The 16583-nt window shown below is 38.3% G+C and carries 9 protein-coding genes; 3 read left to right on the top strand and 6 right to left on the bottom strand.

The window, feature by feature from the left end:
* Positions 1-151 precede the first annotated feature (151 nt).
* The gene (rpsO, locus tag AC2G3J_RS01590; protein WP_004725514.1) at positions 152-421 is read right to left on the bottom strand and encodes a 30S ribosomal protein S15; all 270 of its coding nucleotides are present in this window, start codon (positions 419-421) and stop codon (positions 152-154) included.
* Between the two features lie 269 nt (positions 422-690).
* On the opposite strand from rpsO, the gene AC2G3J_RS01585 reads away from it, so the two are divergent.
* Positions 691-1989, top strand: coding sequence for a serine hydrolase domain-containing protein (locus AC2G3J_RS01585; protein ID WP_336953721.1), 1299 nt, complete (start codon positions 691-693; stop codon positions 1987-1989).
* Between the two features lie 1081 nt (positions 1990-3070).
* On the opposite strand, the gene recD is transcribed toward AC2G3J_RS01585, so the two are convergent.
* The 3 genes from recD to AC2G3J_RS01570 all read right to left on the bottom strand — a co-directional run bounded on the left by recD (position 3071) and on the right by AC2G3J_RS01570 (position 12468).
* Positions 3071-4816: an exodeoxyribonuclease V subunit alpha gene (gene recD, locus AC2G3J_RS01580; RefSeq protein ID WP_483771056.1), complete on the bottom strand. Its 1746-nt coding sequence runs from the start codon at positions 4814-4816 to the stop codon at positions 3071-3073.
* Between the two features lie 96 nt (positions 4817-4912).
* The gene (locus tag AC2G3J_RS01575) at positions 4913-8701 is read right to left on the bottom strand and encodes a UvrD-helicase domain-containing protein (RefSeq protein WP_483770575.1); all 3789 of its coding nucleotides are present in this window, start codon (positions 8699-8701) and stop codon (positions 4913-4915) included.
* Between the two features lie 2 nt (positions 8702-8703).
* Positions 8704-12468 (bottom strand): exodeoxyribonuclease V subunit gamma, encoded by a 3765-nt coding sequence (locus tag AC2G3J_RS01570; protein WP_483770574.1) that lies wholly within the window; start codon positions 12466-12468, stop codon positions 8704-8706.
* A gap of 184 nt (positions 12469-12652) precedes the next feature.
* Here AC2G3J_RS01570 and AC2G3J_RS01565 point away from each other — a divergent pair, with 184 nt between their 5' ends.
* Entirely contained in the window at positions 12653-13159 is a 507-nt protein-coding gene (locus tag AC2G3J_RS01565) for a hypothetical protein (protein WP_336953718.1), read from the top strand.
* 77 nt (positions 13160-13236) lie between these two features.
* Here AC2G3J_RS01565 and AC2G3J_RS01560 read toward each other — a convergent pair whose 3' ends face one another.
* Both AC2G3J_RS01560 and pap read right to left on the bottom strand, forming a co-directional pair.
* On the bottom strand, positions 13237-14115 hold the full coding sequence (locus AC2G3J_RS01560; protein ID WP_483770573.1) for a hypothetical protein: 879 nt from the start codon (positions 14113-14115) through the stop codon (positions 13237-13239).
* A gap of 21 nt (positions 14116-14136) precedes the next feature.
* On the bottom strand, positions 14137-15555 hold the full coding sequence (pap, locus tag AC2G3J_RS01555; protein ID WP_336953716.1) for a polyphosphate:AMP phosphotransferase: 1419 nt from the start codon (positions 15553-15555) through the stop codon (positions 14137-14139).
* A gap of 199 nt (positions 15556-15754) precedes the next feature.
* Here pap and AC2G3J_RS01550 point away from each other — a divergent pair, with 199 nt between their 5' ends.
* Complete coding sequence (locus tag AC2G3J_RS01550) at positions 15755-16462, top strand: DUF8198 family protein (RefSeq protein WP_419358734.1); 708 nt, start codon at positions 15755-15757, stop codon at positions 16460-16462.
* Positions 16463-16583: the final 121 nt, after the last annotated feature.

Genomic DNA, 16583 nt, shown 5'->3' with positions numbered 1-16583 from the left:
ACAATAAATCTTTAGTTAGACTAATTTTAAACACGAAGAAGGAGCGAATATTCGCCCCTTCCCTTTTATCCAGTAAATACTGGATAGACTTTAGTTTTCATCAGTACAGCATTCAGCATGCAATAATCCGAAAATAAAAGTTTAAATCGAATTAACGACGTAAACCTAAAGCAGCAATCAAATCGCTGTAACGAGTAGCATCTTTACCTTTAAGATAGTCAAGAAGCTTACGACGTTGGTTAACCATACGGATCAAACCACGACGGCTATGATGATCGTGTTTGTGTTCTTTAAAGTGACCTTGCAAATCATTGATTTGAGCAGTCAATAAAGCAACTTGTACTTCAGGTGAACCAGTGTCATTTTCAGCACGAGCGAATTTTGCAACGATCTCTGCGCGATCTGCGTTTGTTAAAGCCATTCGATTTCTCCGAGATGCTTAATTTAAATATTTGATACAAATCAAATTGACTCTTCAAAATCAATTTAACTGCCGTGCATCACTACAGCAGTCGCCTATTTTAAAGGAACTGGGGTGAGATTGCAAAAATATCGTACAACCATATTCCATAAGGCTTAACTACAAGACTATTGCAATTTTTTTACAGATAGCATGGCAATTGGGACACTGACATCATGCTCAACTCAGTTCACACTGCCGTGGAATAAAAATAATCATGGAAAAAGATTGTGAAATTGTTTTCAACCAATACCTGCTATGTACCTAAGGACTTAAGCAGTATCACTCAGCGCAAAAATGAAGTGTCTCCAGAACTGGGAGGGATGAACCAACAACAAGTTGAAAAGATTTGGCAAAGTATTGAAAATCTGTATCAAACAGGCAATCATCCCCTGATCACCATGTGCCTAAGACGCAAAGGCAAGATTATTCTCAATCGTAGTCTGGGTTATGCGTCAGGTAATTCTGCCGATGGTCTCGCTTCAAATGCAGTACTTGCCAATCCAGACACCCCGATTTGTCTATTTTCAGCATCAAAAATAATTACAGCAATGCTGATTCACATGTTAGATGAAACAGGTGCAATCAATCTATTAGATCCGATCAGTTATTACATTCCTGAATATGCACAAAATGGGAAGCGCCGTGCAACAATTTTCCATTTGTTGTCCCATCGTGGTGGAATTCCACGGATAGAAATGGAAGTCACCCCTGAACTGCTTTTTGATAAAGATCGTATTTTGCAACACCTTTACGCTGCGCAGCCCATTTCACCAGCTGGTACGCATTTGGCTTATCACGCTGTTACTGCGGGGTATATCTTAGGTGAATTGGTTGAAAGGGTAACAGGACAAGATATTCGTCAGTTTTTACATGAGCACATTGAAAAACCGATGGATATGCAGTTTTTTAACTATGGCTTAGAACCAGAATATAGAGATCAAGTTGCTTTAAATTATCCGACTGGTGTACACCCTAAACTCGGTACAGACTTATATTTAAACCATGTGCTCGGTGGCGGCTTACAGCTTGCTGTCGATGTGACTAATGATCCACGTTTTATGGATACGGTATGCCCTGCTGGCAATATTTACACTAGTGCTGAACAAGCCAATCGCTTCTTTGAGATGTTATTGAATGGTGGTCAATATAACGGCAAGCAAATCATGAGTCCTGAAACTGTATTTCGTGCAACTTTGCCCACTTCAACCACCAACATAGACCGAACCTTGCTTGCACCGATGCGCTATGCTTTAGGGCCTATGCTCGGCAGTAACCCAGTAGGTATATTTGGACCAATGACGGGGCAAGCTTTTGGGCATTTAGGCTTTTCCAACATTCTCTGCTGGGCCGATCCAGAACGTGATATTAGCGTCAGTATTTTAAATACAGGAAAAGCTGTGGTTGGAACACATATTCCTGCTCTGGCACAAACGCTTTATCAAATTTCTAGCCAGTGTCCTAAAATTCCTAAAACACAACGTAGAGCATTATTTGGCACAGATCGAACAGAAACCGAATTGGTTTAAATAACAGCTTTAAACGCGACAGATAAAACATGAAAAAGCCCTAAGATCACTCTTAGGGCTTTCCCTTTGCGCTGTAGTTTCTTGTTTAGTTATTGTGCTTATCTTATTTATAGTATTTGCTTGTACCCTAAGCAGTTTTTGTTTTTGTACATGACACTTATTTCACAACCATGTGACTAATTATGTCCTTATGTGACTTATTATGCCTGTGACAGACATTGAACAGAAGTCGCATTTACCGCAAGATTATGTGAGAAATAACGTACATAGAGGCAATGGCTGTAACCTTTTAAAAAAACCTTGTAAATTTTAACCATTTGCAAAATCACTTTATATTTATAGGTAACCTGTCAAAAAATTCAGACTCAAGAATATAATTATCATCAATTAAATCAAATACAGGAATAAGTAAATTATTTAATTATAAAAAGTTTGCAGTAATACACCTTATATTCAAAGTTTAAATACCTTTGCGTTAGCGATGCCCCACTTTTCGTAAGGGTTGCCAAACCTTGCGCTACAAACAAAGCACTGCTTTTTTTTGCTCATGGGCGAGGGGGTGTCCTGTAGCTCCACCCAACATGGAGACATCCATGTCGCCACACGATAGGATCACCATCTAGGGTTCAATAGTACAAAAATTGAATTGATAACTAACAGATTCTAAAAGTTCATACAAAAATAGAAGTTTTATTTCTGACTAATGATTTGATAGAAACCACTTGTATGATTAATAAGGTGGTTTGACTAGACCCAAATTTAAAACTTAATTTAAAAAATAGATTGATTCTCTTTGAGGTAAAATTCAGCATTTAATTTTAATAAAAAAGCCCTGTAGTCTCTCCCAAAACTACAAGGCTTAGCGGCTGTAAGTTTCCTCTTATCACTTACTTTCCTGTAAGTTCGCAGTCTCACGACTTTAAATTATTATTATTTTGCGATTTTACTCAACGATCCTTGCTGAGTTCTTTATGTCTTCATCATCTCAAAAAGTAACAAGAAGCTCTATGCGCAAATCTCTCGAATTCATGTAAGCAATTTCGTACATAGAGGCAAATTATCAACAAAAACTACAAAATAACTATGCCGTGTTAATCATGCTAACCAATCCACTCATTCTAGTTGTGGTGGTGTCTAAAGCGTGGATAAATGCTTGTTGATCAACCAGTAAACTCACCACTGATTTAGCCCGTGTAATAGCAGTATAAATCAACTCTTGGCTCAATAAGCGTGTTGCTGTAACATCCAAAACTACTGCAGTATGGGTGAATTCTGAACCCTGAGATTTATGAATGGTTAAAACAAAAGCGGTTTGCATCGATTTAGGCAAACGTGTTGCAGCAATCCATTTGTCTAAACTGGGGAAATAGACTTCAAATTGATCAACATGCTGGCGATGTTTTAGACAAATTCCGATATCTCCATTGGAAAGACCAAGTTGATAATCGTTATAGCTCATCATCACAGGACGCCCAACATACCAGTCACCATAACGAGCCAATGTTGGAAGATATTCAAATAATGCTTTTTCCATTTCATGGTTTAAGCTATTCAATCCCAATGCACCGTGCCGAACAGCCGTTAAAATACGATATAGGTCAAATGCTTGTGTCACCGCTTCAATCTGATGATGAGAGTCGTCGGCGATCAGATAGTTGTTTAAACTTTGAAAATAAGCTTGAAAACCTAAACTGAGTTTTTGGTAATACTGCATTAGATCTGCTGGAAAAATCTTTTCAGGCAGATATTCAAGCTGAATCACATCTTGCATATTTGCTTTGAGTTCAACTGGTTTAAGCGCACTAGCCGCAACAATCTCTTGCTCAAAATTCGCCAATAATTCTGCACGGGCTATACTTTGATTTTTCTGTGATTGAATAAACTGTGCCATTTTTCCAATTAAGGCACCCTCTTTAAAGCGTTGACTGGTCTGTAGATTGACCCGATTGTACTGTAATGATTGTACATTCTGTAAATCTGCCAATACCGAACCGACATCCACAGAAGCCAATTGATTGGCATCGCCCAAAAGAATTAAACGGCAATGCTCAGGAATCGCCTCAAACAACATCGTGGCTAAATTTAAATCCAACATCGATGCTTCATCGACTATGACCACATCATAAGGTAATCGCTGTCTCAGATTAAAACGTGGAATATGCTGATTTCCCAAACCCAATAACCGATGTAAAGTCATGGGGTTGAATTGATTTTGATTCAATCCAAAGCTTTGTAATTTTGGGTCACTTAAAGATTTTTGTAGTGCTTCGCCCATTCTTTGTGCGGCTTTACCTGTGGGCGCAGCCATTGCAATACGAATATCAGGAATGGTTTGCTGTAATACTGCAATTATTCTTGCCAAAGTATAAGTTTTCCCCGTTCCTGGCCCGCCTGTAATGATATTGAAAGCGTTACCCGCCACCATCTTCAAAGCAGCGCTTTGATGCGGATCATTAAGAAGATGATCAAACCCTACAATATCAATTTGTTGAATTTCAGACTGTTTTAACCTTTCGACTTGTACAGATAAACGTCGCTCAAGTTGCCAATAGCGGTACAGATAAATCAACCCATGCTGTTGAACAAATGGTGCAATCGTTGTTTCAGCCACATCATGGTCAACAATTATTGGCTTTAATAGGACTATATTTTGATCCTCTGCTGAGATGCAGCTATCCCCTTGAGTCGTTGCCAACAAAATCTCTTGCACTAATTCAACTGCATATTCGTCTAATTCTAAAGCTGTGGAATACTGTGATAAAACATATTTACTCCATACCTCAATCCATTGCGGGACTTGGCTTTCTAAATCCTGTTTATTTTCCACACGGTTATCCTCAGAGTTATCTACAAGGTTTTCAACAGAGTTATCCACAGAATAACTTATTGTTTGCAAAGATGTTCAAGCAACTATTCACACGATTCAACTGGATTTATCCTCAGTAAAATAGCCCAATATGGCATCAAGTCTTAAAATAAATTCCGTAGTGGGTCGCCAGAAGTAGTAACCTTGTCCGCTTTGACCATTCATACCACGTAAATACAAATAGGTTGCGCCTCCCAGATCACGATCAATTTGATAATCTTCGAGCTGGATTTTCAAATAACGATGCAATGCCACCAAATACAAAGATGCCTGTAGCCAATAACTGGCATGCGACATGCTGTCCTGAACAGCTTCAAATGAATAACTTTGCTGATCTACACCCAAAAAATTACTTTTATAATCGGCAATATGATATTGCTGACCATCAAAAAACACCAAATCAATTGACCCATTTAAATAACGTGCTGAATTGGCATCTTTAAACTCAGGCATTGCAATGGCATGCTCATCAAACAATTGATGTATACGTTTAATTGCCAAAACTCGATCTGAAAGGGCCAGATAAAATGGAAACTCAGCTAAATGTTCGTGTGGTTCAAGTTGCTCCATTTTAAAATGACTGAGAATCGGAGTCGATAAAACATCCTGTAACCACTCAGCCATCCAGTCAATCAGCTTCTCTTCTACAGCGTGTTCTGTTTGAGAAACGCCCTCACTCAAATTGTCGTTGAGAAAAGCCTGCTGATATTTTTCCAGTAACTCCGTCCATAAACTTGAATAATCATTTTTAAAGCGACGGCGTATTTCCAAACGCCAGTAATGCGTATCTTTGAAATCAATATGTTCAAAAATTTCATGCAAAAAATTGCCTGCAACCGTCCCCATTGGAAAATTGGCTTTGATCCAAGCAATAGGCTGAGTTGAAATTTCATCTGGTGTGGTTTCAGCAATAGGCTGTTGAATTTCATCTTCTGCTGGTTCTAACTTTTGTTCAGAAACCGCTAACGCATCTTGAATTTGTTGCCGAGTTAAATGCTGGGCCAAAGCACTAAAACTGGTTTTGCCACGAGGATAAAAACGTTGAGTAGGAAAGGCTTGTGCAAGTAAAGGCAATTGAACGTCGCTCTTGGCCTTTTCTAAATGCGATGGGCATTCAGTCAACAACGCCTCCATAGCACTTCCAGCATGTTGAAAAGTGTTTGTACCCTGACCTCGCCAAAATGCCAATCCAGTTGTTGATTTTTCCTTTACATCACTCAGCATCGCATAAACGCGATAACTGGCACGTGTCAGTGCCACATACCACAAACGGTGATGCTCTGCTAATGCACGCTCATTGTGCTGCTCAATATCTTTTTTATCGAGAAGATTGGCATCATTGATAGCGACTACACGTTGTTGTTCATTCTGTCCTGTTCGTACATTCAGTTGTTCAACGGTCGAGAAATTCAGCGTTTTATTGATCTCTTTAAACTCTTTATCGGCTCCCAATAAAAACACAAACTTAAATTCGAGCCCTTTGGATTGGTGAATGGTCATCAACTGAACCCCTGCCTCATTGGACAGTTTCCTTTCCATCTCCCACTCTCGTTCCATTGGCGAAGTGAGTTGTTTTAAATACCAATGATAAAGATTTTGTGCACCTTGATAATCTTCACTGTGCTGACTCAATAACTCAGTTAAATGACGTAAATTCACCACCACACGTTCATTGTCACGACTGTGTTTTTCCACCAATTTTGTCCAGGCAGAAAATTGATTGAGCAGATATTGCCAAGCTGTTAAAAACCCTTGATTGAGCCACATCTCACGAATCTGATCGAACAGTTCAATATAGACACTCAGACCATCGGCATGCTGTTCCAAGGCAATCAACGCTTTTAGATCAAAGCCGATCAAACGACTTAACAAAGCGCGTTTTACTTTGGCTTCATGATAAGGATGCAAAATTGCAGCTAGCACAGCCCCAACATCTCGTGCAACCTGACATTCAAAGACACTTTTTTTCGATGGTCGACTGGTTCGAATCCCTAAAAACTCCAACGTGGATTGTGCTTTATCTAAGCCATCATGGTTTTTCGAGAGGATGGCGATATCGTTTTCATCTACTGCACGATGCACTGATTTTTCAATAAAATATAAACTGCCTTGAATCCCTTGATTCAGTAGCTCACGAATTTTCCATGCTACTTGTTCAGCTTCTTGGTTTTTATCTTCGAGCTTTATCCACCTTAAAGGCAGTGGATTAACATGGGTTTGATCAATCAAATCTGGATGCGGACGAGAACCAGCTTGCACTGGTGTATATATCACCTGTTCACCAAAATCCATTTGCTGTTGAAATAAAGCATCAACAACTTCAACCAAAGGCTTTACCGAACGGTGATTATAAATCAGATTATATTCATGCCCTTCTTTACCAAACACGTCCTGATGTGCTTTTAAAAAGGTCAACATATCCCCGCCACGAAAACCATAAATTGCCTGCTTACGGTCACCAACCATAATCATACACCCCTGTTTGACACGACTTGGATGACGCCAAATTTGTGCCAACATATCATCTTGATCTTGGTTGGTATCCTGAAATTCATCAACCAAAATCAGGGGATAACGAGCATGGACAAAGGTCGCAAAACGCTGACCTTGTTCACCTTGCAAAGCATCTGCAAGGGTCCGAATTTGTTGTGCAAAGGTGGTTTCGCCTTTTTGTTGCAACACTTGAGGCAAACGTGTTTTAACTTCTTTTGCTAAGTAATATTTTAAGAATGTATTCGTACCAAGCAATTGATTTTCAAATGTTTCAATCTGCGCATAAATAGTGAGTAATTGTTGAATAAGGGGATGATGATAAAAATCGGATTGTACGTTTTCAGGTGCAGCTTTTTTAAAAATTTGCTGCTCGCGAATCACCTTAATCAAGGTTGCAAAGTCGGACTTTTCAACACTCAGCTTTGAACTTAAATAATGCTTATAGTCATGCTGTTGTAGAGTTTGAATAATTCGTGGCAAGCTCTTGGCAAAAATACGATTCAATCGATCATTTCTAAATTTTGTCCCATTCACAAATTTATAAAACTCACCATCCAATAAATAATAATTTTGCAAAGTCTGTAATTGAGCAAGTTGAATCTGAGCAAGCTGTTCAGTGGCTTGTTGGAATACCAGAGCATCTGCATTGGAGAATTTGGGTTCAATAAAATTTGCTGAGGCAAAATTTAAACTTTGTTCAACTGTTGCAACATAATAATCTACACTATATAACTCCCCAGCAAACATCAAACTGTCCACAATATCTTGGGGTTGTTTTTGAATCCATGCGCGAAGTACATCGTGAATCAATTGCTGACTATAACTTTTCGCATCATCAGTAATTTCAGCTCGCTCAATTTTGCCACTTTCAAAAGCGAACTCACGCAGTAATTTCTGACTAAAACTATCCAAAGTCCCGACAAAAAGTTCATCCAGCTGATCAATCACCAATTTCAACCGTTCACAGGCATAAGCAACCCGTGAAGCAAACATTTTTAATACTTTAGAAAATAATGGATCTGACTCTTGGATTGCTTTGGTCAAGACTTGCGCTTCGGTTAATTCACGACACGAGTCAAAATAGCGGTATGTTTCTTGTAATCGTAAGCGAATACGTGTTTTCAATTCCGCTGCAGCTTTACGGGTAAATGTGGTCGCAATGACTTGACTAGGTAAGTATTTTTCTAAAAATATTCGCACCATCAAGCTTGAAAGCGTATAGGTTTTACCTGTGCCTGCTGAAGCTTCGATCCAGTGCAATCCAGCAAATTGCATATCCTCAATCGGATGAATCGAAACTCTTTTGGCTGTGTGATTTTGTGCTGTCGGCAACTGTGAATTTACGGAAGTCATGTTTATTCCTCCGCAACAAATTGATGCTGATAAATCGGCTGATACAACGCATAGGCGAAGTGATCACAGGCATGTTTTAACAATGCGGTTGCATCTTGTTCTTGCAAAATAAATTGCCAGTCCCGATGTTTTTTACTCCATTCCATTTCAGTCAAATCATAAGGTAAAAACGCATCACTTTTATCCCATTCAGTTAAAAGATCTGCAAAGTTATTGATTAACATGCTTTCCACATGATGTTGTGTATCCGCATTTAAACCATGTCCAGCTAAGCCACCTTCAACAGTCCCGAGTGACCATTCCAACTGCTTATTATTTTCAGCGGGTTTTAATAACAAACCCGCAGGCAGAACTAGAGGTTCCGATTGGGCATAAGCAAATGCTTTAAACCACGGCAATAAATATACTTTTGCCTGTTCTGAACTTAAACCTGTACTGATGATCGTGACATCACTAAATACCGCAATACGTTGTAGCGTTTTGGACTTTTCAGCATCTACATTTAAATAGCTTAACCAGAGTAAATATTCTAACCAAACTTTGGCACGACGTTTAGCACGACCACTTGACGCATCCAAACTTACCCAATGCTGTCCTGCTTGCTGAGGTACTGTAATATTCATAATCAAACCAGCGTCAATTCGCCATTGGCGTTGCGTTGTCAACGTCACATCAGTAGCATAACGCTGTAAACGCTCTTTTAAACTGTCTTGTTCCGCCAAACTGATTTGCCATGCGCTGTGCTGAACCTTGCCAATGGGTAATTGATTTTGCAGTAATCCAATCTCTTGAGACCAAGAATCTTCAGCGGAATGAGCTGATTGTTTCTGTAAGAAATCTCGAATCTGATAACGTGCCAAACCATCCAAAATTAAGGGTTCATTCATTGCAGGGATATCTTCTGCGCGTAGATTCTCTACACCTAAAGTTTTTAAATATAATTGTGCTGGGAAAGTGACATCTTGAATCCATTGTCGCGCATCCAAAACAGTGAGCTCTTCTTGAACAACAGGGTATTGTGTATTTGCCCAAGCCCCACGTTTAGCAAGCATTTCCGCTTGACGGATTTGTTGTGCAACATTGAACCATTGGTCTTGAAAACGAAGCGGTGTTGTTGATTCAAAACCAGTTGGATCAAAAGGCTGTAAGCTGTGAATTTGAAATAAACACTGCAAATGTTCAGGGACCTGAATCCCGTTAAGTTCAATCATATGATCAACAGGACTGATATCTTTATTGTCCGTAGATAATGCTGTTTCAGATTGGGCAATCAGGGCAATATGATTGACCAATTCCTGTAAAACGCTAGATGGCTCACGAACTTCACCATCACTCACATCAAAGCCATTATAAAATAACCATAGATTTTCCTGCGCCAATAACAAAGCATCTAAGAAAGCCCCTTGATCATCATCAAGACGTGAACGATCCCCCAATTGTGGCTTGAGAATTTTCATTAAATCAAAGGGTAAATGCACATTTCGATCTGGAAACTTACCCCCATCCAAATTTAACAGGACGATCAACTTATAAGGCAAAGGACGAATCTGACCAATTTGGCTAAAGGTAATCTGACCTGTCGGTAAAGCCTGATCAATTTGACCTTCTAATAAATTTTGAATTTCATTCAATAGATAAGGTAAAGGTAAATAAATATTTTTAAGAATAGGTTGTGCGTGTTCATCATAAAAACTGGCTAATGTCAGCATCCGCTCTTGTTTTTTGACAATTTCACGTACGACTTTTAACGACTCAACACCGGCTTGTTCAAACTCAACAATGTCTTGCATCAGTAGTTTTAACCATGCCTCAACATTGCATTTTAAAGCAGTATTTTTTCCCAACTCATGCGCAATCATCCAGTCACGGCGAGCATCAAAATCTTGATAAATCTGAATCAGTTTAGCCACTAACTCAAAATCACTTTGCAAAATTTGTGCATAACTAAGGGTATTTTCAAAAATCGTATGTTCTGGAATCGCAATACCTAAAGCCAAACGATCAAGGGCAAATTTAAAACTAAAACGGAAATCTTCATCATCCTGACTTAACGATCGTCGTAAATGTTGTGCATCTAGACCACGTTTAAACCCTGCATTGATCAATAACTCAATCATTCTTTCTGTATTTGAAATATCCAAACCGTAACGTAATTGCGTAGCATTTAAACTTAACCAATCTGCAAAATTCTCAACACTAAAACGACCTTCCACCAGTTGAATACGGCCTAAAACAGCACGCCAAGCATTATTGGCATCCAGTTGCGTTACTCCAGCAATCTTCGCGGGTAGATAAATACTGTCTTGGTTTGGTGTATGCGGAAATACACTGCGAATAAGCGGTTCAATTTGTTTTAAATCTGGTACTAAAACCAAAACATCACTTGGTCGATGTGGCCGTTCAGCAGTATTTTTCATCAACCAAGCAATCAATTGGTCTTTTAACACTTCAAGCTGTCGTAAAGACGAATGACACACATGGATTTGAATCGAGTCATCCGTTTTAGCAATTGGGTAAGCATGTGGTTCAGGCTCAACCAAATACAGAATATCTGATTGTAATTTGCTTAATAAATGAGTCGGTTCTTCATCCACAAACGCATCCACCCATTGTCCTTCTTCACCTGAAGATAAATTGGACAAGATCGAAAAATGGTCACGAGCTTGCTTACCAAAACGGGTTAATAATGGATGCCGTGATTCACGAATTTCCGCATTAAAATTTAAAGTAAATTCATCAAAAAAGTTTTGAATATCTGCATCGGTCGCTTTAGGATATTTGCTGACAAAACGCGCCTTTACCCGCAAATCATATTGTTTTTTCCAGTTTGGATCGACACTGTCGGCCCAATATTCTTGTGATGGGTTGTAATGTAAAATTACCACATCCAAATATTGTCCCAATCGTCTTAAAAACTGTAATTGACTCGGTGGCAAGTCCAATAAAGTAAATATAATCAGCTGGCTAGGTAATTTCTTTAAAGCTTGAGGACGTTGAAGATCATCATCCATGATTTGCCAAAAATCATGATCAATACTTTGCATTTCAATAAAATCATCATGAAATGTATGTTGCCACAGCCAACGTTGCCAAGTTTCCAACTCTTGTGCTTGATTTAAAGTAAATGCTGAAACTTGTTGATTGGTTTTAAAAAATTGCTGTTCTAGGTTAAGTGCTTGACCATGTCCCCACTGCCCTAACCAATTGCTTGGGCAGCTACATGACTGTCCATTGTTCAGTTGGCAACCGCGTTGACAGTCCCCACGATACAACATGTAATGACTGAACAATTTTGACACTTGTTCAGAGACCCAATACAACATACTTTGTTTTTTGAGTTGCTTCTCTAAACCTTGCTCTAGTTGCGAGGCTGCATCATAAATACGTTGGATAATGCCATGCAAAGGATGATCTTGGGCTAAGCTATTTTCATCCTGCTCTATAAAACTTTTCAACGTTTGATAAATTCGCCACTTCATAATCAAACGCGGAATATTGGCTTTTCGGACTTTATCTTTGTCATCTAAAACTTGCTGATAAGCAAACCACTGAAAACCACGAATCCGCTGATGAAATTGGCTATTCGCACTAATGCCTTGTTGTTCAGCAATACGTTGGCTCAACCATTCCTGTACAGCAGGACTTGGGACAATAAAATGTTGCGTTTGCAAGACAGCAAAAGGTTTTTTGGATGGCTTAATGGTATTTTGCAAAAGTCCTTGCACCAAGACATCAATGCGTTGGCTTTGAATCACATGAATTGCCATATATCCTCAACTGTCAATATTTAACTGTCTACGTTTATGCACAAAACATAAACATTCGCCACTATACAACACCATCATACTATGGCATTTTTAAAACATTATTTGGAAATAACTTCACAATTTCAAGCTTAAACATGCGTTTTCAAAAATATGAGAAAAAGCTTGAAACAAAGGTAATTGTTTTATGAAAATTGATAAACTTCCAGACTCAATCGATCCAAGCTTAAATTTAGAACAGATTCGTGATGAATGTTTGGAGCAAGTTAAAAAGCGCTCTTACGTATCTGCTGGAGTCGCCGTGATTCCTGTTCCGTTTTTAGATGTTGTGATTGATGTGGGTATGCTGTCTCTTCTCATCCCTGAAATCAATGCCCGTTTTGGTTTAGCGCCAGATCAAATCAGTGTTTATGACCCTGCAACCAAGAAAATTCATTGGAATGAACTGCGCAAACGTGGTTTTGAATTTTCAGGTTTGGTGGTTGCACGTACTGCAGTAAAAGCATCATTGAATAATATGGCCGCTAAAATCATTACTAAACAGGTGACTAAGTTTATTCCGCTAGGTGGTTCAATCATTGCTGCAAGTCTAGGCTATATCGTAATGAAGAAAGTTGCGGAAGCACATGTAGAGGAATGCTATAAATTAGCGAAAGATATTCAAAACAAACAAACTCAAAAGTTAGTGAGCTAAATATTCCTAATTTGAATATGTATAAAGCGGATTCTTAATCCGCTTTATTTTTTATATGTAACAGAAAAAATAATCAATTAAATTAAAAAACGATTTCTGATCCATGTTTCTATTTTCTTACGATTAATACCCTTAGTGACAGTTATATACGCAATTTTCTCTAAATTAAATTGAACATTGAGCAATTGCTCAATATTTGTCAAAAACAGGTTTAAATATAATAAATCAACTTCTGGTAATTTATCCGGCTCAATATCGATAGTGAATATATGGCTTTCCCTCATCTTTATCCGCTTTCTTTCTGATGAAGAATCGTTATAAATATCGATTAAATATGTATCATTCAATGCTTCAGGCGAATTTAATCTAATTTCTAGTATATAACGACGGTTCTTTTCTTCATCAGTGAGTTCTCTTGGAGTCAACCATTCACCATCGGTTGTTAAAGTAAATGAAATTGACCAATTGAATGGATCAACTGGATGAATATCTAATCGCTTCAATAATTGATAAGCAGGCAACTCAGGTAAGCGTTGATCATAATACTGTTGAATCTGCTCAACAGAAGGATGTAACTCTTCCAAGAAATTAAAAACTTCAAAAAGATTTGCTAAATACACAGGCTGATGACGAATATTTTCTAAAATAAAATCATCAAAATATTGAATAACTTCAGGATTTTTAGAGAAACTTAATACAGACCAGACTGCTCTTAAACTTCCTATATCATGATTGCTTAAATCATAAAGCTCATTTCTCAGTTGATATTTAGCTAAACAATTGAGCAAAAACTTATCTACTTCGCTGGTAGAAAGCATATGTAATTTATGAACATTTTTACGATCAGGTAAATATGAATCATTGTCTAGTTTTCGAATCAACTGATTAACTAACTTTTCACTCGGCTGAGTTAAGTACTGTTTATGATCGAGCAAAATCTTTTGTAATGATCTCATAGGAACCAACGCTTAAAACATTTAATCCGCTTTTAACTGCTTTAAAATCGTTTTGAGGATTTGAATACGTGCCGTGTACTTATCATTGGTCGCAACCACATGCCACGGCGCAGACTCGGTATCAGTTCGCTCAAACATATCCGCAGCAGCATTTAAATAATCATCCCAATGTCCACGATTTCGCCAGTCATCAGGGGTGATTTTAAAGCGTTTATGCGGTGTTTGTTCGCGTGCTTTAAAACGTGCTTCTTGTTCATCTTTGCTGATTGCCAACCAGAATTTAACCAACACCGTTTGATTATCCGTTAAATCTTTTTCAAAGCGATTAATTTCATCATAGGCACGTTGCCATTCCGCAGGCTTGGCAAAGCCTTCAATACGTTCAACCAATACTCGGCCATACCAAGTACGATCAAAAATGCTGATTTTTTCCTCGGGTTGAATCTTGGTCCAAAAACGCCATAAATAGGGTCGACGCAATTCATACTGTTCTGGTGCAGCAATGGTATAAATCTCGTATTCACGCGGATCAAGATTTTTCACAATACGCTTGATTGCCCCACCTTTACCAGCTGCATCCATGCCTTCAAAGGTAATAATGACATTGCGTGAATCATTCCGTAGCGCTTCCGATACTTTTTTTGTTAATTTCTTTAATTCAGTTTTGTATCGGTCTTTATCCAGTTCTTCTGTGGCGGGTTGCAATAAACACTCAGGTACAGTTGCCTGTTTCCACTTGGTTCTTACCGTTGTTTTATGTCGAGGCAACTGCTTTAATGCTTGCAGAATATACTGAGCAAATTGTTGGTCTCGGGCAACACAATCTTCACAGTCAATCACATACCAATCATCAGTAAAACGCTGACGTAATTTTTGCACAATATCATATTGTTTTTTATTCCGCCAATCCAAGCCCATTAGCTTATGCCAATGCTGTTCTGATGCATCCATCGCATCTAAACGCTTTTGTAAGCTTTTCCAGGGTAAATCAAACCAAATTTTGATCACATCGACATGATTATTTTTTAGGTCTTGTTCATAAGCGCGCATATTTTCGATATAGGTATCGAACAAAGTTTCATCTAATGGTTTAGAAACATGCATGGCTGTTGACAATAAATCACTGTACCAATTACCAAAGAACAGCTGGATTTGCCCTTCTGATGGAATGTGCCGTGCATAAGGCTGCCAAAAACTTTGTTTATTGCTAAATAAACTTGGTGGGTCTGCTTTAACACGTAAATAACGAGGATCAACCCATTCTCGTAATTGTTTAACCGCTTCCCCTTTCCCCGCAAGCTCGATACCACTGACTAAAATGACCAGGCTTTTGGCATTATTTTTATCTTTAGAATTCTTTAAGGCATATTGTGCCTCAATCAGATCAACGGATAACTCTTCTTCATCACGCAACGCAAACGCTAATTGTTCTTCAATCATCTGCTTCTCTATGGTCTGAAACTTCAATTGAGTATACCTATTCCCAAAAACAGAGTTATATTATTTTCTGTATAAAATCTTTGATATTGTCTATTTAAAAATCCACTGACTATATTTCTCTATTGTTTTTTTACTTTTGTCATAGTGATACCTAGCAACTGCCTTTATGCTGTTGCTAAACGAAATCCAGAGTTTCTGTATGTCAAAACTTGCTGCACTAGATCAGCTTTTAGAACAATATCAACAATTGAGTTATCACAGTGACCCAATTCTAGAAAAACGCCTGCATGAAGCGCAGGACTGGTTAAAAATGCGTATTGAAAAGACCCATCATGCGCTATTCAATCAAAAAGAAAATCAATTGATGGCAAAATATTTCATCAACCGTTTATATGGTGGTCCTGAATTTGATGATTTGGCAATACAGATTGAACGTTTGCTAAAATATGCGCACAAAGCAGAAAAAATTCTTCCTGAAAATGCCATTAAGACTGGCTTAAAATCCGTTGGATTGGCGGTACTGGCCATGCAACTTGATGAGCAAGTCGCTGCACAATTACTTAAGGATTACCCTGTTGATCAAGTGATTGATGATGAAATGATGCGACTGACCTTACTAAAATTAGATCAAGCAGAAGCCCGTCAACAACAGCTAGCTTTATTGGATGATTTGGGTGGAGCACTAGACAAATACATGCGTTCATTCATTATGCATACTGCATTTAAAATGTGTAAAGGTACTGCAACAAAATATAAATTTGAATTGATGTATGACTTTATTGGAGAGGGTTTTATTGCGATGAAGCCAATGAAATCTGCAGCTGATTTTATCCATGCATTTACCCTAAAAGAACGTGATATTGTCGAAAAAGTGCATGCTGGAGATCCCAATCCATTTCAAGATTAATTTAATTTTTGGCTGTATCAAACCGATCTCTAAGATCGGTTTTTGTATATTATTCATAACAATTTCATGATGAGGACTGCAAAATTATGCAGAATCTGTCATTATGCAGAGCAATATAAAA

The sequence above is a fragment of the Acinetobacter legionensis genome (genome assembly GCF_057165765.1).
This window is presented reverse-complemented; position numbering and strand designations above follow the sequence as displayed.